The sequence below is a fragment of the Pseudomonas neuropathica genome, assembly GCF_051174785.1.
Taxonomy (GTDB): Bacteria; Pseudomonadota; Gammaproteobacteria; order Pseudomonadales; family Pseudomonadaceae; genus Aquipseudomonas; species Aquipseudomonas neuropathica_A.
Genome location: NZ_CP195111.1, coordinates 2,512,221 through 2,535,861, shown reverse-complemented (window position 1 = coordinate 2,535,861; position 23,641 = coordinate 2,512,221). Strand labels below are relative to the sequence as shown.

Annotated in this window: 20 protein-coding genes; 11 read left to right on the top strand and 9 right to left on the bottom strand. The window is 60.4% G+C overall.

Translation table 11 applies throughout. The features are described from left to right. The first annotated feature begins 239 nt into the window (after positions 1-239). The 4 genes from ACRRSD_RS11480 to ACRRSD_RS11465 all read left to right on the top strand — a co-directional run bounded on the left by ACRRSD_RS11480 (position 240) and on the right by ACRRSD_RS11465 (position 6,740). On the top strand, positions 240-2,594 hold the full coding sequence (locus tag ACRRSD_RS11480; RefSeq protein ID WP_435038126.1) for a hybrid sensor histidine kinase/response regulator: 2,355 nt from the start codon (positions 240-242) through the stop codon (positions 2,592-2,594). A gap of 97 nt (positions 2,595-2,691) precedes the next feature. Further along, a complete protein-coding gene (locus ACRRSD_RS11475; protein WP_435038125.1) occupies positions 2,692-4,341 on the top strand; it encodes an acyl-CoA dehydrogenase family protein in 1,650 nt (549 codons plus the stop codon). 193 nt (positions 4,342-4,534) lie between these two features. Then, the gene (gene amn / locus ACRRSD_RS11470) at positions 4,535-6,034 is read left to right on the top strand and encodes an AMP nucleosidase (RefSeq protein ID WP_161986511.1); all 1,500 of its coding nucleotides are present in this window, start codon (positions 4,535-4,537) and stop codon (positions 6,032-6,034) included. A gap of 70 nt (positions 6,035-6,104) precedes the next feature. Then, a complete protein-coding gene (locus ACRRSD_RS11465) occupies positions 6,105-6,740 on the top strand; it encodes a pseudouridine synthase (RefSeq protein WP_077574650.1) in 636 nt (211 codons plus the stop codon). On the opposite strand, the gene ACRRSD_RS11460 is transcribed toward ACRRSD_RS11465, so the two are convergent. Both ACRRSD_RS11460 and ACRRSD_RS11455 read right to left on the bottom strand, forming a co-directional pair. Continuing rightward, complete coding sequence (locus tag ACRRSD_RS11460; protein ID WP_007909655.1) at positions 6,735-6,944, bottom strand: DUF2788 domain-containing protein; 210 nt, start codon at positions 6,942-6,944, stop codon at positions 6,735-6,737. The genes ACRRSD_RS11465 and ACRRSD_RS11460 overlap by 6 nt on opposite strands. A 296-nt stretch (positions 6,945-7,240) precedes the next feature. Beyond that, complete coding sequence (locus ACRRSD_RS11455) at positions 7,241-7,720, bottom strand: Lrp/AsnC family transcriptional regulator (RefSeq protein WP_007909658.1); 480 nt, start codon at positions 7,718-7,720, stop codon at positions 7,241-7,243. 450 nt (positions 7,721-8,170) lie between these two features. Here ACRRSD_RS11455 and ACRRSD_RS11450 point away from each other — a divergent pair, with 450 nt between their 5' ends. Further along, positions 8,171-9,220 (top strand): DUF6515 family protein, encoded by a 1,050-nt coding sequence (locus ACRRSD_RS11450; protein WP_435038124.1) that lies wholly within the window; start codon positions 8,171-8,173, stop codon positions 9,218-9,220. Here the strand turns inward: ACRRSD_RS11450 and ACRRSD_RS11445 are convergent. Together ACRRSD_RS11445 and ACRRSD_RS11440 are read right to left on the bottom strand one after the other, a co-directional pair. Continuing rightward, positions 9,214-10,122 (bottom strand): cation diffusion facilitator family transporter, encoded by a 909-nt coding sequence (locus ACRRSD_RS11445; RefSeq protein ID WP_435038123.1) that lies wholly within the window; start codon positions 10,120-10,122, stop codon positions 9,214-9,216. The two genes, ACRRSD_RS11450 and ACRRSD_RS11445, sit on opposite strands and share 7 nt — an antisense overlap. A gap of 12 nt (positions 10,123-10,134) precedes the next feature. Next, positions 10,135-10,554: a hypothetical protein gene (locus ACRRSD_RS11440; protein WP_016986146.1), complete on the bottom strand. Its 420-nt coding sequence runs from the start codon at positions 10,552-10,554 to the stop codon at positions 10,135-10,137. 365 nt (positions 10,555-10,919) lie between these two features. Between ACRRSD_RS11440 and hrpB the strand changes: the two genes are divergently transcribed. Continuing rightward, positions 10,920-13,439 (top strand): ATP-dependent helicase HrpB, encoded by a 2,520-nt coding sequence (gene hrpB / locus ACRRSD_RS11435; protein WP_435038122.1) that lies wholly within the window; start codon positions 10,920-10,922, stop codon positions 13,437-13,439. A gap of 187 nt (positions 13,440-13,626) precedes the next feature. Here the strand turns inward: hrpB and ACRRSD_RS11430 are convergent, their stop codons facing one another. Together ACRRSD_RS11430 and ACRRSD_RS11425 are read right to left on the bottom strand one after the other, a co-directional pair. Continuing rightward, positions 13,627-14,706, bottom strand: a complete 1,080-nt coding sequence (locus tag ACRRSD_RS11430; RefSeq protein ID WP_435038121.1) for an endonuclease/exonuclease/phosphatase family protein — start codon at positions 14,704-14,706, stop codon at positions 13,627-13,629. Between the two features lie 75 nt (positions 14,707-14,781). Next, positions 14,782-15,456, bottom strand: a complete 675-nt coding sequence (locus tag ACRRSD_RS11425; RefSeq protein ID WP_435038120.1) for a YciC family protein — start codon at positions 15,454-15,456, stop codon at positions 14,782-14,784. Between the two features lie 178 nt (positions 15,457-15,634). Here ACRRSD_RS11425 and ACRRSD_RS11420 point away from each other — a divergent pair, with 178 nt between their 5' ends. From ACRRSD_RS11420 to ACRRSD_RS11410, 3 genes are all read left to right on the top strand, one after another. Further along, positions 15,635-16,390: a DUF2076 domain-containing protein gene (locus tag ACRRSD_RS11420; protein WP_435038500.1), complete on the top strand. Its 756-nt coding sequence runs from the start codon at positions 15,635-15,637 to the stop codon at positions 16,388-16,390. A gap of 138 nt (positions 16,391-16,528) precedes the next feature. Then, positions 16,529-17,008 (top strand): NYN domain-containing protein, encoded by a 480-nt coding sequence (locus ACRRSD_RS11415; protein ID WP_007949802.1) that lies wholly within the window; start codon positions 16,529-16,531, stop codon positions 17,006-17,008. Positions 17,009-17,043: 35 nt separating this feature from the next. Beyond that, positions 17,044-17,649, top strand: a complete 606-nt coding sequence (locus ACRRSD_RS11410; RefSeq protein ID WP_435038119.1) for a 3'-5' exonuclease — start codon at positions 17,044-17,046, stop codon at positions 17,647-17,649. A 128-nt stretch (positions 17,650-17,777) separates the two neighbouring features. Here the strand turns inward: ACRRSD_RS11410 and ACRRSD_RS11405 are convergent, their stop codons facing one another. After that, positions 17,778-18,233 carry an Lrp/AsnC family transcriptional regulator gene (locus tag ACRRSD_RS11405; RefSeq protein ID WP_435038118.1) on the bottom strand — a complete coding sequence of 152 codons (456 nt, stop codon included), beginning with the start codon at positions 18,231-18,233 and terminating at the stop codon, positions 17,778-17,780. A 163-nt stretch (positions 18,234-18,396) separates the two neighbouring features. Here ACRRSD_RS11405 and yedA point away from each other — a divergent pair, with 163 nt between their 5' ends. Together yedA and ACRRSD_RS11395 are read left to right on the top strand one after the other, a co-directional pair. Beyond that, entirely contained in the window at positions 18,397-19,332 is a 936-nt protein-coding gene (gene yedA / locus ACRRSD_RS11400; RefSeq protein WP_435038117.1) for a drug/metabolite exporter YedA, read from the top strand. Positions 19,333-19,384: 52 nt separating this feature from the next. Then, a complete protein-coding gene (locus ACRRSD_RS11395; protein WP_435038116.1) occupies positions 19,385-20,722 on the top strand; it encodes a DEAD/DEAH box helicase in 1,338 nt (445 codons plus the stop codon). Positions 20,723-21,100: 378 nt separating this feature from the next. Here ACRRSD_RS11395 and ACRRSD_RS11390 read toward each other — a convergent pair whose 3' ends face one another. Both ACRRSD_RS11390 and ACRRSD_RS11385 read right to left on the bottom strand, forming a co-directional pair. Continuing rightward, positions 21,101-22,348 carry a TIGR03862 family flavoprotein gene (locus tag ACRRSD_RS11390; protein WP_435038115.1) on the bottom strand — a complete coding sequence of 416 codons (1,248 nt, stop codon included), beginning with the start codon at positions 22,346-22,348 and terminating at the stop codon, positions 21,101-21,103. Between the two features lie 292 nt (positions 22,349-22,640). Then, on the bottom strand, positions 22,641-23,561 hold the full coding sequence (locus ACRRSD_RS11385) for a histone deacetylase family protein (protein ID WP_435038114.1): 921 nt from the start codon (positions 23,559-23,561) through the stop codon (positions 22,641-22,643). Positions 23,562-23,641: the final 80 nt, after the last annotated feature.

Sequence of the window (23,641 nt, the reverse complement as noted above, 5' to 3'; positions counted from 1 at the left end):
CGGCAAGAGATTGCGACCATGCTGTCACAAGCTGACCAACTCAACAGCTCTAGCTCGCTGCTTTGCTCTGAAACGCCCGTTCTAGAGCCTTTTCAGGAAAAATTTCGATGGTGCTCAATGGCCATCAACGGCTATGCTAGTCTGGATCCAAACCAATAACAGGTAATACCGGTTTTACGTCTACTCAAAGGGAATGGGGGGCTTCCTGACACAACCGGACGAGCCACGCTGGGGCTTCAATGCGCTATTTGCTGATGTTGCTGTTCTGCTTGCCCTTTATGGCGAGCGCCGTCGAATTCGACGAGTTCACCCAGAGCCTCCCTCTGGGCCGGTCGCTGCAAGTGTTCGAAGACCCGAGTGGTCAGGCGAGCATTGCCGATGTTCGCGCGCAGGCTGCCGCCGGCAAGTTCAAACCTCACGATAAAGCCACGCTCAATGCCGGTTATTCACGCTCGGCGTTCTGGTTGAAGATCGACCTGCATTACCGTCCGAGCAATCCCGCCGCCCAGCGCACCTGGTTGCTGGAACTGGCGTATCCACCGCTCGATCATCTCGATCTGTACATGCCCGATGCTGCTGGCGACTACCGTCTCGTCCGGCAAACCGGTGATGCCTGGCCGTTCACCAGCCGCGAGATTCGCCAGAACAACTATTTGTTCGATCTTTCATTCAAACCGGATCAACAGCAAACCGTGTACTTGCGTTTGGCCAGCGAAGGCTCGATCCAGGCGCCGGTGACGTTATGGTCGAGTACCGCGTACCTCGAAGACCAGCCAGTGCGCCTTTATGTGCTCGGCATCATTTATGGCGTGCTGCTGGGGATGGTGGTCTACAACCTGTTCATCTACCTCAGCGTGCGCGACACCAGTTACCTCTATTACATCCTCTACATTGCTTCGTTTGGTCTGTATCAACTGTCAGTGAACGGTGCGGCGGTCGAGTACTTCTGGCCGGACAACCCATGGTGGGCTAATGCCGCGACGCCTTTTTTCATTGGTTGCGCCGGCCTGTTTGGCAGCCAGTTCGCCCGCAGTTTCCTGCAAACCAAAAACCACAGTCGTGCGCTTGATCGTGTACTGATCGGATTGATCGCGTTCAGTGCGTTGGTCATCGGCCTGTCGCTGATGACCACTTACGCCCTGGCCCTGCGCTTGGCGACGACGCTGGCGCTGACCTTCACCGTGGTGATTTTTGCCGCCGGGATTCTGGCCTGGTGGCGCGGCTTGCGCGTGGCGCGCTATTTCATCATTGCCTGGTCGGCGTTTCTGCTTGGCGGCATCGTCAACACGCTGATGGTGCTGGGCCTGCTGCCGAACGTGTTCCTGACCATGTACGCCAGCCAGATCGGCTCGGCCATCGAAGTAGCGCTGCTGTCGCTGGCGCTGGCCGACCGCATCAACGCGATGCGCGAACAACAGGCGCAGACGTTGTACGACGCCGGGCAGAAACTCGAAGTGCTCAACCAGCAACTGGCCCACAGCAACAAACTCAAGGACGAATTCCTCGCGACCCTGACCCACGAACTGCGCACGCCAATGAACGGTGTGATCGGTTCGCTGGAACTGATGCAAACCGTCGAAATGGATCCGGAGCTTGAGCAGTACCAACAGACCGCCGCCGGGTCCGCGCGGGACATGATGCGTATGGTCAACGGCATCCTCACCCTTACCGAGTTGCAGGCTGGCAAGCTCAAGGCCGCGCCGGGCAGTTTCAGCCTGCGTGGCGTGGTCGAAGCGTTGCGCGTGCAATTCGACGGCAATGCGTCGAGCAAGTCGCTGGACTTCAAGGTCGATGTACTGCCGACCCTGCCGGATCGCTTGCACGGTGATAGCGCAAAACTCGCGCAATGCCTGGAGTGCCTGCTGGATAACGCGATCAAGTTCACCCGCGTTGGTGGGCTGGCATTGCGGGTGACTGGCAAACCGTCGACGGGCAATCGTCTGGCCCTGTCGTTCGCAGTGATCGACACCGGCATCGGTTTTACCGATCTGGGCGAAGCGACGATGTATCAGCGCTTCTTCCAGCTCGACGGTTCGATGACCCGCGAATATGGCGGACTGGGCGTCGGCCTGGCGATCTGCCGACAGTTGGTTGAGCTGCTCGGCGGCAAGCTTACCCATCGCTCGGAACCTGGGAGCGGCAGCCGCTTCCAGTTGGACGTCGAGTTCGAATTGCCGGTGGTTGAATCTGCGCCAATCTCCGCGCCTTCGCACGATTGTGTACGCGCGCCGCAGGACTGCACGGTGTTGCTGGTGGACGACAACAGCGTCAACCAATTGGTGATGCGCGGCATGTTGCTCAAGCTCGGTTTCCGCGTGCGCACTGCTGACAACGGCGCGGCGGCACTGGATTGCCTGCAGCGGGAAACCTTCGATGCGGTACTGATCGATTGTCAGATGCCCGCCCCTGAAGGCACGTCCTTGTGCTGCCGGATTCTCGCCATGCCGGGCTGCGCCAACCTGCCGGTGTTCATGCTCGCATTGACCGCTGACCGAGAGCTTTGCGCCACGGGAGCACCGGTCGATTACCTGAACAAGCCGGTGAAATTCGAGGAACTGCAATCCGCACTGGAGCGTCGAGTGCTGTGCTGTTGATAGGGTAAAAGCGCCGCCAATTCGGCGCGTATGACACTTTGATCAGCTTGGGGGCGGTGCTTAACTGACCTCTCCGGTTGATTCAAGGAGCCCCGTCATGAACCTGCATCAGTTCGCTGAAACCCACGAAGTCACCAACCAGCCGCCGTCGCTGGACGGCACCAACCTCTACCGCATCGACCTGCCGCTGCAGGAGTGGTCGCGGCGCTTTGGTGCTGGTTGGGCGGAGTCGCGGATCGATGCTTACGGCGCGCTCGCCGGCGGGCCGCTGATGGAAGCCGGGTTCCTCGCCAATCAGAACAAACCTGCGTTCGCCAGTCATGACCGCTACGGCCATCGCATCGATCTGGTGGAATTTCACCCTGCTTATCACGAACTGATGCGCACGGCGATCGAGCATGGCCTGACTTCGCTGCCATGGGCGCATCCACAGGATGGCGCCCACGTCGCCCGCGCCTCGATGACTTATCTGCACAGCCAGGCCGAGGCGGGCAGCGGTTGCCCGTTGACCATGACCTTCGCCAGTGTGCCGGCCCTGCGCTTGCAGCCGAATATCGCTGAGCAATGGCTGCCGAAAGTCCTCGCCACTGAATACGATCCGCGCAACGTCGGCATGGCGCACAAGGCCGGCGTGACCATCGGCATGGCGATGACCGAGAAACAGGGCGGCACCGACGTGCGCGCCAACACCACCAAGGCCTATCCGGTCGGCGCCAGCGGCCCGGGTCAGGCTTATGAACTGGTCGGGCACAAGTGGTTCTGCTCGGCGCCGATGTGCGATGCCTTCCTGACGCTGGCGCAAACCGACAAAGGCTTGAGCTGCTTCCTGTTGCCACGCCATCGCCCGGACGACACGCGTAATCAGTTCTACATCCAGCGTCTGAAAAACAAACTCGGCAACCAGTCCAACGCCTCCAGTGAAGTGGAGTTTCGTGGCGCGCTGGCGTGGATGGTCGGTGAGGAAGGACGGGGTGTGCCAACCATCATCGAGATGGTGGCGATGACCCGATTCGATTGCATGGTCGGTTCCAGTTCGCTGATGCGTCAGGCGCTGACCCAGGCCAGCCACCACTGCGCACACCGCAAGGTCGGCGGCAAACTGCTCAGCGAACAGCCATTGATGCAAAACGTGCTGGCCGATCTGGCCCTGGAAAGCGAAGCCGCTCTGGCGCTGAGTTTGCGCATGGGCAAGGCGCTGGATCATCTGGATGATCGCCACGAAGCGCAATTTGCCCGGTTGGTGACGGCGGTGGGCAAGTACTGGATCTGCAAGCGTGCGCCGGGGATGATCAACGAAGCGGCGGAATGCATGGGCGGCGCGGGGTATGTCGAGGACAGCATCCTGCCGCGTCTGTATCGCGAGGCACCGGTGAACTCGACGTGGGAAGGTTCCGGGAATGTGCAGTGCCTCGACGTGCTGCGAGCCTTGTCGAAAGAGCCGGGCGTGCTGGATGTGTTGTTCAGCGAGTTGGGCGATGGGCATGGTGACAAGCGCCTGGCCGCGCATATTCAGCAGTTGCAGGCACAGTTCAAGGACACCAGTGACATTCAGTATCGGGCGCGGCAGTTGACTGAGGACATCGCGCTCGGTTTGCAGGCCAAACTGTTGTTGGAAGCCGGCAACTCGGCGGTCAGCGATGCCTTCATTGCCAGCCGTCTGAGCGGTAGCGGCCGCGTCTACGGCGCCTTGCCGCGCGGTCTGGACGTCGAAGCCATCGTCGCCCGCTCAACCCCGCAAGGTTTCTGATCTCAATCTCCCCAACTCCACAAAATCCTGTGGGAGCGAGCTTGCTCGCGAAAGCGGTACATCAGTCGACATCAATGTTGAATGACAAACCGTATTCGCGAGCAAGCTCGCTCCCACAGGGGATATCCGTTGATGGGGAGATTTAGGTACACCCACAACGCCACTGTTCCCGTGACGCCACGATGCAGGCAAGATGAAGCTCTGCAAGTCAGAACACAGGAAGCTGATCGTGACCGAAGCGTTTATTGTCGTTCAAACCGCCGAACAAGCCGTGGATCGTCTGGCCGAGCTGCACGAGCGGGCCACCACAGCGCTGAACTCGGCGCTCAAGCGTTACCTCAAGGATCGCGTCGAACCCGACGCTGCGCAGCGTGCTCTGTTTCGTTATCCCGAACTGCGTCTGACCTATCACTGCCAGGGCGAAGTCCCGCAGACCACCCGTGCTTACGCCAAGGTGCAGCTGCCGGGCACTTACAGCGTCACCGTCACCCACCCGGCGGCGTTTCGCAAATACCTGCTCGAACAACTTGTGCCGTTGATGCACGACTTCACCGTGACCGTGGAAGTCGGCGTCAGCCAGCAGAATATTCCGTATCCGTACGTGGTCGAGCAGGGCGATGAACTGGCCGGCTCCGGCGTCACCGCTGCCGTGCTGGCGCGGGTGTTCCCGAGTACCGACCTGTCCGCCGCCACCGATGGTATCGCCGACGGTCTCTACGACTGGGAAAACACCGACCCGCTGCCGCTGGCGTTGTTCGACGCTGCACGTGTGGATTTCTCGCTGCGGCGTCTGGTGCATTACACCGGCAGCGACTGGCGTCATGTGCAGCCGTGGATTCTGCTGACCAACTATCACCGCTACGTTGACCAGTTCATCGTCCATGGTCTGGAGCAATTGCGCAGTGACCCGCGTTTCGTGCGCATGGTGTTGCCGGGCAACGTGATCATCGAGAAGGGCATGGATCACGGCGAAGCCTCGGCGATTGCTGCCGGTGTGGTCTGGCACCGTTACCAGATGCCGGCCTATCACCTGATCGCCAGCGATGGCCACGGCGTGACCCTGGTCAACATCGGCGTCGGTCCGTCCAACGCCAAGAACATCACCGACCACTTGGCGGTGCTGCGTCCGCATTGCTGGCTGATGATCGGCCACTGTGGTGGCCTGCGTCAGTCGCAGACCATTGGCGACTACGTGTTGGCCCACGCTTACATGCGTCGCGACGGCATTCTTGACCGTGTGGTGCCACCGAACATTCCGATCCCGGCACTGGCTGAAGTGCAAATGGCGCTGCAACAAGCAGCGGCGAATGTCACCGGCGAGAAGGGCGATGACCTGAAAAAACGCCTGCGTACCGGCACCGTACTGACGTACGACGACCGTAACTGGGAATTGCGTTGGGCGCAGGAACGGCCGTTGATCAACCTGTCCCGCGCCGTGGCGGTGGACATGGAAAGCGGCACGATTGCCGCCCAGGGTTATCGCTTGCGGGTGCCGTACGGCACGTTGCTTTGCGTTTCGGATAAACCGCTGCACAGCGAAATCAAGCTGCCGGGTTCGGCCAACGCTTTCTATGAACGCGCGGTCAGCCAGCACTTGAAGATCGGCATCGAAGCGGTGGATCTGCTGCGCACCGAACTCAACTCGCTGCACTCGCGCAAGCTGCGCAGCTTCGACGAACCACCGTTCCGCTGATTTGTGGATGGTCATTTAACGGTCAGGCTACTAGCATTGGCAGCCCTGACCGTTAGATGTTCTTTTCGCCATGTCCCGTCCTCCACGTCCACCTTCCCGCCGTCCTGGCGCGAAGCCTCAGTCTGCTTCCCCGCGCCGTGTTGCCAAGGCACCACCGGCCGAGCCGAAACTGATCCTGTTCAACAAACCGTTCGATGTGCTGACGCAATTCAGCGACGGCGAAGGGCGGGCGACGCTCAAGGACTTCATCGATGTGCCCGGCATTTATCCGGCCGGACGCCTTGATCGTGACAGCGAAGGTTTGTTGCTGCTGACCAACGACGGGCAGTTGCAGGCGCGCATCGCCGATCCGAAACACAAACTGGCGAAGACTTATTGGGTGCAGGTCGAAGGAGTGCCGACGGCTGAGCAGTTGCAGCGGCTACGTGACGGTGTCGAACTGAATGACGGCATGACCTTGCCCGCCGAAGCGCGGCAGCTGGATGAACCTGAGTTGTGGCCGCGCAATCCACCGGTACGCTTTCGCGCGACCATTCCGACTTCGTGGCTGGAACTGGTGATTCGCGAAGGGCGCAACCGACAAGTACGGCGCATGACCGCGGCGGTCGGGTTACCAACGTTGCGGCTGGTGCGGGTGAGAATTGGTGACTGGACGATCGAAGGGCTTGATCAGGGCCAGTGGAAGGAAGTGCCGGCGCGCTTATAGAGCGCCGGATTCGATCAGGCCGATCACCACACTCTTGATGATGAACGCGGCTACGCCCAAGCCCAGTACGAAGAACAGAATGAACGAACCAAAGCGCCCGGCCTTGGACTTCTTCGCCAGATCCCAGACGATGAAACCCATGAAAATGATCAGGATGCTGACCAGTCCGGTCATCATCCACTCTTCTAATAAGGCTGGATCCATTGGGTTTCTCCGACGCGCATGCGGCTAAAAGGGCGCGGCGAGTATACGCCAAGGTATGTGGGGGGGGGCATTGATCTGGGTCTGATCCGAAGCCTTTGCCCTCACCCTAGCCCTCTCCCGGAGGGAGAGGGGACTGACCGGGGGATGCTCAAGGAATACGCCGACCTGAAAGTTCTGTTGTGAATCCACAATCGACTCAATCTTTCAGGTCGATGTATGACAGCAGACATCTCGGTCGGCTCCCTCTCCTAGGGGAGAGGGCTGGGCGGGCGGCGTTCCGATGAGGGGGCCTTTGATCAGCTACGCAAATGAGTCAGCGGCAGTTCAGTGCTGTTGAGCACCTGATTCAGCACAAAACTCGACCGAACGCTGGTCACGCCTTCAATCCGGGTCAGGTGCCCCAGCAACAATTTCTGATAGTGATCCATATCCGGCACCACCACTTTCAACTGGTAATCGGCATCCACACCCGTCACCAGACTGCACTCCAACACCTGCGGCAACGTACGAATCGCTGCTTCGAAATTCTCGAAACGCTCCGGTGTATGCCGGTCCATGCCGATCAGCACATATGCGGTCAGGCTCAGCCCGAGCATCTTGCGATCAAGCAACGCCACCTGACGCGAAATATATCCGTCGTCTTCCAGCTGCTTGACCCGGCGCGAGCAAGGGGACGGCGACAGACCGATGCGCTCGGCCAACTCCTGGTTGGAGATGCGGGCGTCGCGCTGCAATTCCGCCAAAATGCTCAGGTCGTAACGGTCGAGTTTGCTCATCAATCTGTCCTTGGTTGTAACTATTGCGGCGGATTATCTATCCCGGGTTAAAAATTGCGCAAGTGGTGTTTATTTCAGCAATCTTCGCAATCCTCTGTCGCCGCCTCAGGCCTATTCTTATCACCAGAATCACTGCTCGGTAACACAGTCCACGCGGCCCGCCCTATCCGGCCTGCCGCGGCCGCCACCCCCACAGGGGTTGTGCCGGCCCCCGAGCTGCACACTGTCCAGAAGACGGCGTGAGGTGAGCCGACGTCAAAAGCGTCGAGCCAGGACGAAGTTCTCTAAAGGGAGGCCGACGGGTCTCCCTTTTTTCTTGCCTGCGATTTCATGCCGGGCGCTCAATAAATAAGTTGCGCGACTGATAACCTGTTGCAGAACCGGGCGTGTGTATTCCCGGTCTTAGTGACAAGCCCTCTTACATTTACAGGCCCCGCAGTGAGAAAAAGCATGAATTCACGCCTCTGGCGTCTGGCCGGTGTTGGTTTGCTGTGTGTGAGTGTCAGTGTGCAAGCGCTTGCCGATGAGCCGCAAAATCGCGGGCCGGAGGGCGGTGGCCATGGCCAGGACCATCAGGGCAATAATCAGGGCCGTGGCGGCAACAATCAGCCGCGCCCGCAGAACAATCCATCGCAGAATCAACCGCGTCCGCAGAACAACGACATCATTCGTGGCGACAACAGCCGCCAGTTCGAGCACAACGGCAACAACAATGGCCAGTGGCAGAACCACGATCAGAACCGCCCGGCCTACAATCCCGACCCGGTGCGCCAACCACCACCGCCGCCACAACTGCCGGCCAACAGCCTGCCGATCCAGCCACGGCCCGACACCGTGCGCCAGACTCAGGAGCCACGTCAGGGTTACTACCGTGACGAGCGTCCGCAGAACGGTTACCACAATCAGCAATGGCAGACCGGCAACCGCCCCAACGACAATCGCTGGCCGGGGCGCCCGGACGGCCATGGCAATGGCTGGGGTCCAGGCCCGCAGTATCGGCCGGGGCATGTGATCGACCGTTTCCCGGATCGCGACTACCGCGTGCCGTATCGAGGTCAGGATTACTTCTATTCGGGCGGCTACTGGTATCGCCCACAAGGCCCGCGCTACATCGTCGTGCAACCGCCGCGCGGGATCCGCATTCAGTATCTGCCGGATTACGCCCGTGAAGTGTGGATCGGTGGTTCGCTGCTGTTTCTTGCTGCTGGTTCCTACTACGCGTATCAGGAAGCGACGCAGGATTACATCGTGGTCGAACCGCCGGTGCAGCAACAGCCGCAACCGCAGTCTCAAGGCTATGACGTTGAAGCGTATCCGGCCAACGGCCAGTCGCCGGAGCAGGTACAGCAGGACGGTTACCAGTGCTATCAGTACGCCGTGCAGCGAAGCGGTTTCGATCCGCGTACCGCGACGTATCAACCGGCGCCCGAAGTGGTTCAGGCCTACCGTCAGGCTCAGGGCAATTGCCTGAGCAGTCGCGGCTATCAGGTCAGTTACTGAAGCCGGGTTTGCGCCCGTTCTGACTTGACCACTTCCTGCGGGTCGGCGTGCACCAGCACTTCGGCGCGCGGGTAGGCTTTGTGAATGGCATCGGCGGCTTGATCGCTGATGCCGTGGGCCACTGATAACGTCAATTCTCCCGGTAATTCCAGGTGCAACTGCACAAACCAGTGGTTGCCGGAGATCCGCGTGCGCAAGTCATGCGCACCCAACACGCCCGGCACACTGCAGGCCAGTTCGAGCATGTGCTGGCTGACATCCGTCGGCAGTTCTTCATCCATCAGCACCGAAAAACTTTCCCGGGCGATTTGTATCGCGCTCCACAGAATGTAGGCGGCAATTCCCAGACCGAACCATGCATCCAGTTGCTCAAACCCAAAACCGGCGAGGATCAGCGCAATCAGAATGCTGCCGTTGAGCAACATGTCCGAGCGATAGTGCAGCGAATCAGCGCGCACGGCGTTGGAGCCGGTCTGCTTGATCACTCGATACTGCAACACCAGCAATGCCGCCGTCAGCAGCAGCGAAAACACAATCACACCGATGCTCAGCCATGGCGCACCAAGCGGTTGTGGATCGTGCAGTCGCTCATAAGCCTGAAACGCGATCAACACCGCACTGCCGCCGATGAACAACGCCTGCGCCATGCCCGCCAGCGATTCCGCCTTGCCGTGACCATAACGGTGATCGTCATCAGCCGGGCGCAACGCGTAATGCACCGCCAGCAGATTGAGCAGCGAAGTGACGCCATCCAGCGCCGAGTCGGTGAGGCCGGCGAGCATGCTCACCGAGCCGCTCAGCCACCAGGCGACGGCTTTGGCAACGATCAGCGTGCACGCGACCGCCACCGAGGCGCGGGTCGCCAGCCGTAGCAGGCGAGCGTGTTCGGGGCTGGATGTCATTGAACGTCCTTTTTAAGCGGCAGGTTGCAGGCCGAACATGGCCAGTTGTTGCGTGCTGCCCTTGTGTTGAATCAGGCGCGGATCGTCGAGTGGGAAATCTCGGCCCAACTCGCTTTCGAGAATAGCCTGCAACTTGTGATTATCGACCTGACCATCCGGGCCGATGGCTTGCTTGAGCTTGGCCGGATCGATCTGCGCCGTGTGGCCCGGTTCGAAATAGATTGCGCCGGTGGCGAAGTCGACGGCAAACGCGATCAGCCCGGGAATGATGTAGAACAGCAGGCCCACGGCATCGAGCACGGCAATCGCCGGGTCGATTTTGCCGTCGATCTGACCGCGCCGGTCCGGGTAGAAAATCGAACCGCACGCGGTGATTTGCGTGAGCAGGGTGGCGACCAGTACACCGCCGATCAGGCGAAAAGGTAAGCGCATGGGAAAATCTCCTGAGTCATCTGATAACGAAGCGTCGTCGTGTGAAGTTAAGACCCTGACGAACGCCCGCCAGTTCGCCGTTATACTCGGGCCTGGCAGGGCGTGCCCACAGTAAATTGCGGCCTCGTCTCACCCCCTACCGAAATATGTTGAGGATTGACGTTGTTTTCTCCAGATCGATACCGCGTGAAGGCTAATGAATCCTATCGGGGTTCGGCCCTCCGGGCTAAAGCTGTGAGCGCGCCATGCTGCGTTGCGGGACTTGGCAAGGAAACGCCCCTTACCTGCGTCCCGCGCCTTGCCTGGCACGCTCACAGCATTAACGCGACGCGCAATTTACTGTGGGCACGCCCTGGGGAGCCAGCATGAATTCTTTGCCGATCGACGATGTTTTACCCGCCCTGCGTGGAGCCTTGGCGACGCGCCACGAAGCCGTGCTCGAAGCACCGCCCGGCGCCGGTAAAACCACCCGCGTGCCCTTGGCTTTGCTCAATGAAGCGTGGCTTGCCGGGCAGACCATTCTGATGCTGGAACCGCGTCGTCTGGCCGCGCGGGCAGCGGCGGAACGTCTGGCGAGCGAGTTGGGCGAGAAGGTCGGTGAAACCGTCGGTTATCGCATTCGTCTCGACAGCAAGGTCGGCCCCACTACGCGCATCGAAGTGGTCACCGAAGGCATTCTCACCCGTCGCTTGCAGGACGACCCGGCGCTGGAAGGCGTGGGCTTGCTGATCTTCGACGAATTTCACGAGCGCAGCCTCGATGCCGATCTGGCACTGGCCTTAAGTCTGAATGGTCGCGAGCTGTTCCGCGCTGAACAGCCGCTGAAGATTTTGCTGATGTCGGCCACGCTCGAAGGTGACCGTCTGGCCGGGTTGCTGGATGATGCGCCGATCCTGCGCAGCGAAGGGCGCATGTATCCGGTGACGATGCGCTGGGGGCGGCCGTTTCAGCCCGGCGAATACATCGATCAACGCGTCACGCAAACCGTGCTCGAAGCGCTGCACGATGAAACCGGAAGTCTGTTGGTGTTCCTGCCGGGGCAGGCGGAAATCCGTCGCGTTCATCAACAATTGGTCGACTCGATGGGTGAGCGCAGCGATGTGCTGCTGTGCCCGTTGCACGGTGAACTCGACCTTAATGCGCAACGCGCGGCGATCGATCCGGCGCCGCCCGGCCAGCGCAAAGTGGTGCTGGCGACCAACATTGCCGAAACCAGTCTGACCATCAACGGCGTGCGCGTGGTGATCGACGCGGGGCTGGCGCGGGTGCCGCGTTTCGATCCGGGCAGCGGCATGACGCGTCTCGATACCCAGCGGATTTCCAAGGCCAGCGCCACCCAGCGTGCTGGCCGGGCCGGGCGACTCGAGCCGGGCGTTTGTTATCGCTTGTGGTCGCAGGATCAGCACGAACAGCTCGCCGCTTATGGCAGTGCGGAAATTCTTTCGGCGGATCTCGCCAGCCTCGCCCTGCAACTGGGGCGCTGGGGTGTCACGCCGGGCGAACTGGTCTGGCTGGATGTTCCGCCAGCAGCGGCTTATGCACAGGCGCAGGATTTGTTGCAAAGGCTTGGCGCGCTGGAAGGCGAGTCTCTGACCACGCACGGTCAGGCCATGGCTGAATTGCCGGCGCATCCGCGCATCGGTCATTTGTTGCTGCGGGGTCAGGCGTTGGGTCTGGCGAATATGGCGTGCGATGTCGCCGCGTTACTGGGCGAACGCGATATCTTGCGTGGCGCCGGTGCGGATTTGCACAGTCGATTGGCCCTGCTGTCCGGTGAAGAACGCGCGGCCCGTGGTGCGCAGGGCGGGGTGCAGCGCGCCAAGCAACTGGCGCGGCAATATCGCGGTTACCTGCGCGGCAAGGCCAGCGAGCCAGTCAGCGATCCCGATCATCCGCGCTGGCTCGGTGCCTTGCTGGCGCTGGCCTATCCGGATCGCGTCGCGCAACAGCGGCGTGCCGGTGGCGCCGAATATCGTCTGGCCAACGGCCGCGCGGCGCTGTTCGCCGAAGCCGATAGCCTGATGAAAGAACCGTGGATCGTCATTGCCGACCTCGGCAGTCGTCAGGGCCAGCGTGAGGAAAGGATTTATCTGGCGGCGGATTTCGATCCGGCGCTGTTCGATTCAGTGCTCGCCGAGCAAGTGCGTAATGTCGATCAACTGGACTGGGACGAGCGCGAAGGCGTGCTGCGCGCCGAGCGTCAGCGCAAGGTCGGCGAGCTGATTCTCAGCCGTGAACCGCTAACCGGTCTTGACGAAAATGCGCGCAGTCAGGCGCTGGTCAATCTGGTGCGACGCAAGGGTCTGGAGCTGCTGCCGTGGACGCCGGAACTGCGTCAGTGGCAGGCGCGGGTGGCGCTGTTGCGGCAGTTGGAGTTGAACAGTCAGGATGACAGTCAGTGGCCAGATGTCAGCGATGCAACGTTGCTGAACACCCTCGAAGACTGGCTGATGCCCTATCTGGGCAAGGTTTCGCGGCTCAGTCATTTTGCCAATCTGGATCTGTCGAGCATCGTCCGTAATCTGCTGCCGTGGCCGCTGCCGCAGAAGCTTGATGAGCTGGCGCCGCATCATCTGAGCGTGCCGTCAGGGTCGTCGATTCGTCTGGATTACAGCGAGTTTCCGCCGATTCTCGCGGTGCGCTTGCAGGAGTTGTTCGGGCTGGCGGATACACCGCGAATCGCCGGCGGCCGGCAAGTGGTCAAACTGCATTTGCTATCGCCTGCGCGGCGGCCGGTGCAGGTGACGCAGGATCTGGCCAACTTCTGGCGCAGCACCTATGCCGAGGTGAAGAAGGATTTGAAGGGCCGCTATCCGAAACATTATTGGCCGGATGATCCGCTGGTCGCCGAAGCGACTGCACGGGCGAAACCGCGCGGCACCTGAAGATAAAGAGATCGGCAGCGCCTACAAAATTGAAGTCGGCCACAGAATAAAGCTACGACATCAATCAACTGTGGGAGCGAGCCTGCTCGCGAAGACGTCGTTTCAGTCGACGCATCCGTTGCCTGATAAAGCGCTTTCGCGAGCAGGCTCGCTCCCACAGTGATCGGTGGTGTGCCGAAGTTGTGATCTAAGGCGCGGCGGGGAGCAGGAAGCGCGCAATCACCGGCAGGTGATCGGAGATGCGCAAGGTGTCGTCCTGGCGCACTCTCGCTTGCACCCGCTTCATTTTCGGGCTGTAAAACAGATAGTCGACCGTACGATCCGGACCATTCAGGCCAGGATCGTTGGGGTAATGGGTCAGCCACTGCGCACGGTCGATGCCGCTGGCCTCGTTGTTGGTCGGGATCATCGGGTATTTGTCCCACAGCAGGTGCAGTTCGCTGTCGGCGGCGTAGGGTGTGCGCTGCTCGGCGGGCAAGCGACGATATTGACCCAGCGGCAGCAGATTGAAATCGCCACCGATCAACCATGGCAGACCCTGACTTTCGTACTTGTCGAGCACTTTGGCCACGGCGCTCACTTGCGCCTGCAAAGTGTCATCGAGTTGCCTGGCACGCTCCAGATGGGTATTGAAAACGGTCAGTTGCCCACCATCGCTCAGCGGCAGTTTGGTCGCGAGCAAAGCGTCTTTTGGCTGGAACTGGCGGCTGATGAAGTTGGCCGAGGCGACCGGCAATTGCAGGCGCTCGGCGTGTTCGATGCGGTAGCGGCTCAGGGTCGCCAGTTGTCTTCCGACGCTGCCGAAAATATGCGCGTCGGGGATGAATTCGGCTTTCCAGTCAAACGCGCTGGCGCTGCACGGAAGCAGGTCGGCAACGCGTTCCTGCAGTAACTTCAGTTGATCCTGGTAGTCGCTGGCCTTGGCGCCATCATCGAGTTCCTGCAACAGCACCACATCGGGCTGCTCGTCGCGGATCACCCGCGCTACTTCATCGAGGCTGAAGGCCATGTCTTCCTGGGTCGGCGCTTCATCGTTGCCTTGGGCCAGATCATTCCAGAACACGTAACGCTTGCCAGCGAGGTACTGCACGTTCCAGGTCATGACTTTCAGCGCCTGGCCCGGCACCAGCGTCGGTGGCGTCCCCGTGCAACTGACCGGCAGGGTTTCGCGGGCGTCGGGGCGCCAGGTCAGGCTGAAGATCAGCGCGCCGATCAACACGACGGCCAGCACAACAAGCAACAGGGTGTAGCGCAGTAGACGGGTCATGGCTCGGCTTATAGCGTTACAGAAAGTGGCCCCGAGCATACCTGACGGCCGTCTCGAAGCCCAAGCGCAGTGCTGTCAGACCACTCTGTCACGTTTGTCAGGCAATTCGCTGATCAGCATGAACAGGCGGAACAACACCACACTGGTGAACAGTTGCAGAAAGCTGTGAGCGCTGTCGATCAGTATGCCGATCACCGGGTTCTGCGGCTCGGGGTACACCGCCAGCGTCGCACCTTTGAGCAACCACAGCGGCGTCATCACACAGAGAATGCACAACAGGATTCGCCAGAAATGCCCACGGGTCAGGCGCAGGCTTTCTTTCATTGCCTGCAAAGGGCCCATGCCGCGCAGCACCAGCAGGTATTCGCCGAATGCGAGCATGACCATCAGCATCAGGCCGGGCAGGAAGTACAGCGACAGGCCCAGCAGAATCAGCAAGGTGTTCAGCGCCGTGAGCAAAGCGAAACGTGGCCACAGAGTGGCGGCCATCGCCAGCAGATCACGGTTGCGCGGCGCCTCGCCACGGCTGCGTGCATCGAGGAACAGGATCAGCGCTGCGGTGTACAGCGGATACACCAGCAGACCAACGACGATACTGATCGCCGAGATGTTTTCCGGCCCGCTGGCGTGATCAACCACCTGTTGCAGGAATGCTTCGAATATCACCAGCGGCAGGCACAACCGCACGATGCTGCCCAAATGGCGTTTGAAAAAATACAGAGAGTCGCGCAGTACTTCGAGGGCATTCATCAGTCGGTATCGCAGGTTGAAAACAGTGGCTCACTTTAACCGATGATGGCTGGCCCGACACAAACGTAAACATTCGGTAAAGGTCATTGAAACGTTTTGTCACCGTCTCCATTACAGGAGAGCACCTCGGCCAACGTGGACGAGGGCAATGTTATCCCCGGCAATCTACGAGGTCGCCATGAACAGCGAAGAGCAAACCCTGATCGATGGACTGTTTTCCCGGCTGCAACAGGCCGAAACGGAGGCAGCCCCGCGCGATGCCCAGGCAGAGACGCGGATCAAGGAACACCTGACCCGCCAGCCAGCGGCAGGTTATTTCATGACCCAGGCGATTCTGGTGCAAGAGGCGGCGCTCAAGAGCCTCGACGAGCAGAACAAGCAACTGACTCAACAGGTTCAGCAGTTGCAGGCCGAGTTGCAATCGGCCAAGGCGCAAAGTGCCGCCCCGGCGCCGAGCGGTGGTGGCGGTTTCCTGTCGAGCATCTTCGGTGGCAGCCCGCGTCCGGCGCCGACCCAGAGCGCCCCTGCCTCGACTGGCGGCTGGCGCGAACCGGCCCCGCAGCAGAATTACGCGGCCCCGGCGCCACAACAGAACTTCGGCGCAGCGCCGCCTAACTATGCGCAACAAGCCGCTCCGGCAGCTGGCAGCAGCTTCCTCGGTGGCGCTTTGAAAACTGCGGCCGGTGTGGCCGGTGGCGTGATGCTGGCGCAGGGCATCAGCAGCCTGTTCCATCACAACCAGCAGCCGGAAGAAATCGTTGAAGTGATCAAGGAAGAACCGGCGCAGGTTGCCGACCAGAGCAACAACGGCTGGGGCGATGATCAGCGGGTGGCGGACAACGGCTTCTCTGGCAACGACCAGGGCGGCTTCACCGACACCGACTACGGCAACGACAACTCCTCGTTCTTTGATGACGACGATTCCTTCGTCTGATTCACCATTCGTCCGGAGCCCCTGAGGGCTCCGGGCCGATTATTCGCGGAACCCTCCTGATGGCTGGCATACTGAGCGCCTTTTTCGGGCCTGGCGCCTGATCCCGCTTCGTGCGCTTGCGCGCCCACAGGAACTCCGGTGAAAAAAATCGCAGTGTTCGCCGACGTGCAGAACCTCTACTACACCGTGCGTCAGGCCTATGGTTGTCACTTCAACTACGCCGCATTGTGGGCCGACATCAGCAAGGACGGGCAGATCGTCGAGGCCTACGCCTACGCGATCGACCGTGGCGACAGCAAGCAGCAGCAGTTCCAGCAGATCTTGCGCAACCTCGGTTTCACCGTGAAGCTCAAACCCTACATCCAGCGCAGCGACGGCTCGGCCAAGGGCGACTGGGACGTGGGCATCACCCTCGACATCATGGACGCCGCCGACCACGTCGACGAAATTGTCCTGGCCTCCGGTGACGGCGATTTCGACATGTTGCTTGAGCGCATCATCAGCAAGCACGGCGTTCAAGCCGTCGCCTACGGTGTGCCCGGCCTGACCGCCAACTCGCTGATCCGCGCGGCCAGCCGTTACGTGCCGATCGAAGGCGCGCTGCTGTTAAAAAATTAAGCTGAACAATTGATTTGTACGGAGTTGAACCCGGTTTGGAACGCATTGCAGTCATCGACTTTGAAACCACGGGCCTGTCGCCGAACAGCAACTGCCGCGCCACGGAAATTGCCGTGGTCATGCTGGAAAACGGCCGCATCGTCGAGCGTTACCAGAGCCTGATGAACGCCGGCGTGCGCGTTCCCGCGTTTATCGAGCAACTGACCGGCATCAGCAACGCCATGCTGCGCACCGCGCCGCCGGCAGAGCAGGTGATGAACGAGGTGAATGAGTTTGTCGGCTGCACGCCGCTGGTCGCACACAACGCATCGTTCGACCAGAAATTCTGGGATTTTGAGTTGGGCCGGATCAAGCGCACGCGGTTGCAGAACTTTGCCTGTTCGCTGTTGCTGGCGCGGCGGCTGATGCCTGCGGCGCCGAATCACAAGCTCGGCACGCTCACCACGTTTGCGCGCTTGCCGCACACCGGCCAGGCTCACCGGGCCATGGCTGATGCCGAGATGGCGGCCAACCTGATGGCGCATCTGGCCGATGAGTTGCGGCACAAGCACGGCGTCAGCGAGCTATCGCACGACCTGCTGTGCAAACTGCAGAAAGTCCCTGCCGCGAAAGTCAGCGAACACTTGCAGCGCTATCGCTGATCCCCAATCCAGCACACAACCCCTGTGGGAGCGAGCCTGCTCGCGAATACGGTTTTTCATTCAACATTGATGTTGGCTGATACACCGCTTTCGCGAGCAGGCTCGCTCCCACAGGGGAATCATCGTCCTCAGGATTTGCCGTTGCTTTCGATCTGGCCGAGCGGCACGCGTTTTTCGATCGCGCTAGACAACACAATCGAGGTCTTGCTGAAGCCAAACTTCGCCACCCGATTGATCAACTCCTCAAGCTCCGTCATCGACCCCACCGCAGCCTTCATCATCACGCACGGATCGCCTGTCACTCGAAAGCACTCGGTCAGTTGCGGGATTTTCACCAGTTCGTCGTAGACCTTCTGGCTGCCGTTCTGGTGCAGGCGCAATTCGATCATGCACTGGATCGGTAAGCCGATTTTCGACAGGTCGATTTTCGCCTCATAGCCGGTGATTACCCCGGCTGCCTCAAGCTTGGCCACGCGCTCGGCGACGGCTGGGGCGGAAAGGTTCACCTTTCGCGCGAGGTCGGCATAGGACGCACGGCCGTTTTCAAGCAGGGCGCTGAGCAGCATGCGGTCATATTTGTCCAAGGCCGGACTCCTCAAAATGCCAGACTTTCGAAATCGTGGTTTATTCCACCGATCTCCGTGATTTCCAAAGTGTACCGGCGCTATAAACAGGTTTTGTAGCTTATTTTTGCCCGCAAGCCTTTCTAGAATAACTAATCCCGAAAGCCTGACATTCGAGCTGCCCATGCCTGCCTTGCGCCGTTTTTCCTTGCCGCTGATCGCCGCGTTTTTTGCGCTGTACGTGATTTGGGGATCGACCTATCTGGTGATCCGCATCGGTGTCGAATACTGGCCACCGCTGATGCTTGGCGGTGTGCGCTTTGTGATCGCGGGTACGTTGATGTACGCGTTCCTGCGTTGGCGTGGAGCACCGGCGCCGACCTGGGCGCAGTGGAAAGCGGCGGGGATCATCGGGATTTTGCTGCTCAGTTTTGGTAATGGCGCGGTGAGTGTGGCTGAACACACCGGGGTGGCTTCCGGTGTTGCAGCATTGGCGGTGGCAACGGTGCCGCTGTTTACTTTGCTCTGTGGATATTTCTGGGGCGCGCGTAATACGCGTCTCGAGTGGGCCGGGGTGGCATTGGGGATTATCGGTATCGCCATGCTCAACATGGGCTCCAACCTGCAATCGAGCCCGCTGGGTGCGGCGCTGCTGATTTTTGCGGCGGCGACCTGGGCGTTCGGCTCGGTGTGGAGTAGACACTTGCCGTTGCCGCAGGGCGCCATGGCCAGCGCGGTGGAAATGATGGTCGGCGGAGTGGTGCTGCTGATCGGCAGCGCCGTCAGTGGCGAGCATCTGCAAGCGATACCTCCGGTTGAAGGCTGGCTGGCGCTGGCGTACCTGATCTTCTTTGGCTCGATCATCGCCTTCAACTCTTATATGTACCTGCTCAAGCACGTGCGTCCGGCAGCGGCGACCAGCTATGCCTACGTCAATCCTGCGGTCGCGGTGTTGCTGGGGATTGTGTTTGTCGGCGAGACCATCGGGATCGAAGAAGCGCTGGCGATGCTGGTGATCATCAGCGCCGTGGTGTTGATTGGCTTGCCGCAGTGGCGCCGTCCGGCACAGCCGCCAGTCGTGGCGCCGACAGCCGTTCCCGCAGAACAACGTACGAATTAGGGTAAACTGCGCGGCATTGCATGCCCGCGTCATTTTTTCCTACGGTACTTCCATGACTTTCGCCACCCTTGGCCTGATCGAACCCTTGCTGCGCTCCCTCGAGAAGCTCGGCTACCAGACCCCGACGCCGGTTCAGGCGCAAGCCATTCCGGCCGTGCTGGCCGGTCGTGACCTGATGGCTGCCGCCCAGACCGGCACCGGCAAGACCGCCGGTTTCGCCTTGCCGCTGCTGCAGTTGCTGGCCATGGAAGGGCCGAAAGTCGCTGCCAATTCGGCGCGTGCGCTGATTCTGGTGCCGACCCGCGAGCTGGCCGAGCAGGTTCATGAGTCTGTGCGCCAGTACGCCGAAAACCTGCCGCTGCGCACTTATGCGGTGTACGGCGGCGTCAGCATCAATCCGCAGATGATGAAGCTGCGCGGCGGCGTCGATGTGCTGGTCGCCACGCCGGGTCGCCTGATCGACCTGTTCCGCCAGAACGCGCTGAAACTCGATCAGCTGCAAACCCTGGTGCTGGATGAAGCCGACCGTATGCTCGACCTGGGCTTCTCTGAAGAACTGGCGAACATTTATCGCATGCTGCCGAAAAAGCGCCAGACCCTGCTGTTCTCCGCGACCTTCTCCGATGACATCCGCCTGCTGGCGGGGCAGATGCTCAACGATCCGCTGAGCATTGAAGTCAGCCCGCGCAACGTCGCCGCCAATACGGTCAAGCAGTGGATCGTCACGGTGGACAAAAAGCGCAAGGCCGAGTTGTTCGTGCACCTGATGCGCAAGAACAAATGGAAGCAGGTGCTGGTGTTCGCCAAAACCCGCAACGGTGTCGATGCGCTGGTGGAAAAACTTCAGGGCCTGGGCGTGAATGCTGACGGTATCCATGGTGATAAACCGCAAGCAACCCGTCAGCGCGCGCTGGATCGTTTCAAACTCAGTGAAGTGCAGATTCTCGTGGCCACCGACGTTGCTGCGCGAGGTCTGGACATCGAAGATCTGCCGCTGGTGATCAACTTCGATCTGCCAATCGTGGCCGAAGACTACATCCACCGTATCGGCCGGACTGGTCGTGCAGGCGCGACGGGTGAGGCGATTTCGCTGGTGTGCGCGGATGAAGTGAACATGTTGTCGGCGATTGAAATGCTGACGCGGCAGACCTTGAAGCGTCAGAACGAGCCGGACTTCGAACCTGAACACCGCGTGCCGGATACCGATGCCAGCGGACAGGTGATCAAGAAGCCGAAGAAACCGAAGAAGCCGAAGGCTTCCGGTGGTGGCGGCAAGCGCAATCTGGGCAAGTGGGTGGACAGCGGCGAGACGCAGGCGCCAGAGCCTTCGATCAAGCCTGTGCGTAAAGTGCCGGTGTTCAACACTGGACCGCGTAAGCGTAAGCCTTAAGGTCAAAAGCCCCTCACCCTAACCCTCTCCCCAAGGGAGAGGGGACTGATTGGAGGATGCTCAAGAAATACGCCGACCTGATACGTTTATTGTGAATCCATAATCGACAGGGCCTTCGCCAGACACCTCGGTTGGCTGACCAAATCCATAATCGGCTCGGTCTTTCAGGTCGATGTATGGCGCCGAACATCTCGGTCGGCTGACAAAACCCACAATCGACTCGGTCATTCAGGTCGAGGTATGACAGCAGATACCTCGGTCGGCTCTATTGAAAGTGCTTTGCCGAATCCATAATCGACTCGGTCTTTCAGGTCGATGGATGACGTCAGACATCTCGGTCGGCCCCCTCTCCCTCTGGGAGAGGGCTGGGGTGAGGGTTCAGGCAGACGCCTCGGACTTGAGCCACTGCACAATCCCCAACCCCGCCGCCCGCCCGCTGGCAAAACACCCCGTCAGCAAATACCCCCCCGTCGGCGCTTCCCAATCGAGCATCTCGCCCGCGCAGAACACCCCCGGCAACGCCTTGAGCATCAGCCGCTCATCCATCGCCTCGAACGTCACGCCCCCAGCGCTGCTGATCGCTTCGTCCAACGGCCGCGTTTTGACCAGAGTCAGCGGCAACGCTTTGATCGCCCGCGCCAACAGCGCCGGATCAGCAAACGTCGCCGCATCAGTGAGTTCACGCAACAACGCCGCTTTCACCCCATCAATCCCGACCTGACTGTGCAGATGCTTGGCCATTGAGCGCGAACCGCGTGGCTTGCTCAACGCCGCCTGCAATTTATCCACAGGCCGGCCGGGCAGCAGATCAATGTGAATAACCGCCGCGCCATGCTGATTGATCGCCTCACGAATCGGCGCCGACAGCGCATAAATAAGACTGCCCTCAATCCCGGACGCGGTGATCACGCATTCGCCCAAGCGGGGTACATCGTCATTCAAACCGATGGCGATATTTTTCAGCGGCGCGCCGGCGAATTTGCTGACCATCAATTCGCTCCAGGCCTGCACTTCGAAGCCGCAATTACTCGGCTGCAACGGCGCCAGTCCTACACCTTTTTGCTCCAGAGGCAGCATCCATGCGCCGTCAGAACCGAGGCGCGACCAGCTGCCGCCGCCGAGGGCGAGCAGGGTGGCGTCGGGTTTGACGGTGATTTCACCTTCCGGGCTGTCGATACGCAGCGCACCGTGTTCGTCCCAACCGAGCCAGCGATGGCGGGTGTGGATAACTACGCCGCTGTCGCGCAAACGCTTGAGCCAGGCGCGCAAGAGCGGCGCGGCTTTCATGTCGGTAGGAAATACGCGGCCGGAGCTGCCGATAAAGGTTTCGATACCCAGATCATGAATCCATTTACACAACGCATCGGCGTCGAAGCCGCGCAGTAACGGTGCGATCTGCGGTGCGCGTTCGGCATAGCGCGAGAGGAACGCCGGGTAGGCTTCAGAGTGGGTGATGTTCATGCCGCCAACACCGGCGAGCAGGAACTTGCGGCCGACCGAGGGCATGCCGTCGTAGAGATCTACGCGGATTCCGGCCTGGCTCAGCACTTCAGCGGCCATCAGGCCGGCGGGGCCACCGCCGATGATGGCGACGTGAGCGGGGGAGGAGGCGGAGTTCTGGGTCATGGCGTGCGCTGCGGTATGGCGGGATAAGCCGGGCATTCTAACAGCGCAAACCAATGTGGGAGATCCTTGTGGGAGCGAGCCTGCTCGCGAAAGCGGTGGGTCAATCAGTTAAATGTTGAGAGTACTGACGCCTTCGCGAGCAGGCTCGCTCCCACAGGGGAGTCTAATGAGCTCAGTATGTGGTTGAAAAATGATCAATGCGCCGCAGGCCATAACCGGTATGGGCTGCAGTCCCTTTCACTCAGGTTATCCACAGGCAGTTCCACAGCCATTGTGGGTAACGCAGCACAGCTCAATGACAGCCGTGTGACTGCCAGATCCGCTGCGCGCTGTGATGGAGGATGCCGTGGCGGCGGGCGAGGGCGTGGCGGTCCTTGCTGTAACCGCCGCCAATCACGCCGACCACTGGAATATCGCGGCCCAGGCAATGGCGCATCACGCTTTCATCGCGGGCGGCAACGCCTTCGTCGGTCAGTTGCAGATAACCGAGGGCATCGTCCTTGTGTACATCAACGCCGGCGTCATACAGCACCAGATCCGGTTGATACAGCGGCAGCAGATAGTTGAGCGTGTCATCGACCACTTTCAGGTAATCAGCATTGCCCATGCCTTTGGGCAGCGGAATGTCCCAGTCACTTTCCGCTTTGCGTGCAGGAAAATTCTTCTCGCAGTGCAGGGAAACGGTAATCGCCTCCGGCGTGTCATGCAGGATTCGCGCGGTGCCGTCGCCCTGATGCACATCGCAATCGAAGATCAGCACGCGATTGACCCGACCGCTTTGCAGCAGGTAATGGCTGATGATCGCCAAGTCATTGAAGATGCAGAAACCGGCCGGGTAATCGTAATGCGCATGGTGAGTGCCGCCGGCCAAGTGGCAGGCCAGGCCATGTTCCAGGGCTTTTTCCGCGGCCAGAATCGAACCGCCGACCGCCCGCACCGTACGCCGCGCCAACGCTTCGTTCCACGGCAAGCCGAGACGCCGCTGGTCTTCGCGGGACAACTCGCCGCTCATGTAGCGTTCGATATACGCACGGTCATGGGCCAGGGCGAGGATGTCGTTAGGGCAGATCTCGGGGCGCAGCAGGTCGGCATCGCAGGTCAGACCGCTGTCCACCAAGTGATCACGCAGCAGGCGAAACTTATCCATCGGGAAGCGGTGATCCGCCGGAAACTCGGGGCTGTAGTCTTCGTGGTAGATCAGCGGCAGTGGCATGGCGAATTCATGTAGGAACGTAGGAAAGAGTGAAGGATCCTACCAGCGATGTAGACTTGCGGCATGGAAACGGAGGGGCA

Bases quoted from the DNA above. Each gene is read 5' to 3' on its own strand.
- ACRRSD_RS11480 (WP_435038126.1), top strand. From the start codon at position 240: ATGCGCTATTTGCTGATGTTGCTGTTCTGCTTGCCCTTTATGGCGAGC.
- ACRRSD_RS11475 (WP_435038125.1), top strand. From the start codon at position 2,692: ATGAACCTGCATCAGTTCGCTGAAACCCACGAAGTCACCAACCAGCCG.
- amn (WP_161986511.1), top strand. From the start codon at position 4,535: ATGAAGCTCTGCAAGTCAGAACACAGGAAGCTGATCGTGACCGAAGCG.
- ACRRSD_RS11465 (WP_077574650.1), top strand. From the start codon at position 6,105: ATGTCCCGTCCTCCACGTCCACCTTCCCGCCGTCCTGGCGCGAAGCCT.
- ACRRSD_RS11460 (WP_007909655.1), bottom strand. From the start codon at position 6,944: ATGGATCCAGCCTTATTAGAAGAGTGGATGATGACCGGACTGGTCAGC.
- ACRRSD_RS11455 (WP_007909658.1), bottom strand. From the start codon at position 7,720: ATGAGCAAACTCGACCGTTACGACCTGAGCATTTTGGCGGAATTGCAG.
- ACRRSD_RS11450 (WP_435038124.1), top strand. From the start codon at position 8,171: ATGAATTCACGCCTCTGGCGTCTGGCCGGTGTTGGTTTGCTGTGTGTG.
- ACRRSD_RS11445 (WP_435038123.1), bottom strand. From the start codon at position 10,122: ATGACATCCAGCCCCGAACACGCTCGCCTGCTACGGCTGGCGACCCGC.
- ACRRSD_RS11440 (WP_016986146.1), bottom strand. From the start codon at position 10,554: ATGCGCTTACCTTTTCGCCTGATCGGCGGTGTACTGGTCGCCACCCTG.
- hrpB (WP_435038122.1), top strand. From the start codon at position 10,920: ATGAATTCTTTGCCGATCGACGATGTTTTACCCGCCCTGCGTGGAGCC.
- ACRRSD_RS11430 (WP_435038121.1), bottom strand. From the start codon at position 14,706: ATGACCCGTCTACTGCGCTACACCCTGTTGCTTGTTGTGCTGGCCGTC.
- ACRRSD_RS11425 (WP_435038120.1), bottom strand. From the start codon at position 15,456: ATGAATGCCCTCGAAGTACTGCGCGACTCTCTGTATTTTTTCAAACGC.
- ACRRSD_RS11420 (WP_435038500.1), top strand. From the start codon at position 15,635: ATGAACAGCGAAGAGCAAACCCTGATCGATGGACTGTTTTCCCGGCTG.
- yedA (WP_435038117.1), top strand. From the start codon at position 18,397: ATGCCTGCCTTGCGCCGTTTTTCCTTGCCGCTGATCGCCGCGTTTTTT.
- ACRRSD_RS11395 (WP_435038116.1), top strand. From the start codon at position 19,385: ATGACTTTCGCCACCCTTGGCCTGATCGAACCCTTGCTGCGCTCCCTC.
- ACRRSD_RS11390 (WP_435038115.1), bottom strand. From the start codon at position 22,348: ATGACCCAGAACTCCGCCTCCTCCCCCGCTCACGTCGCCATCATCGGC.
- ACRRSD_RS11385 (WP_435038114.1), bottom strand. From the start codon at position 23,561: ATGCCACTGCCGCTGATCTACCACGAAGACTACAGCCCCGAGTTTCCG.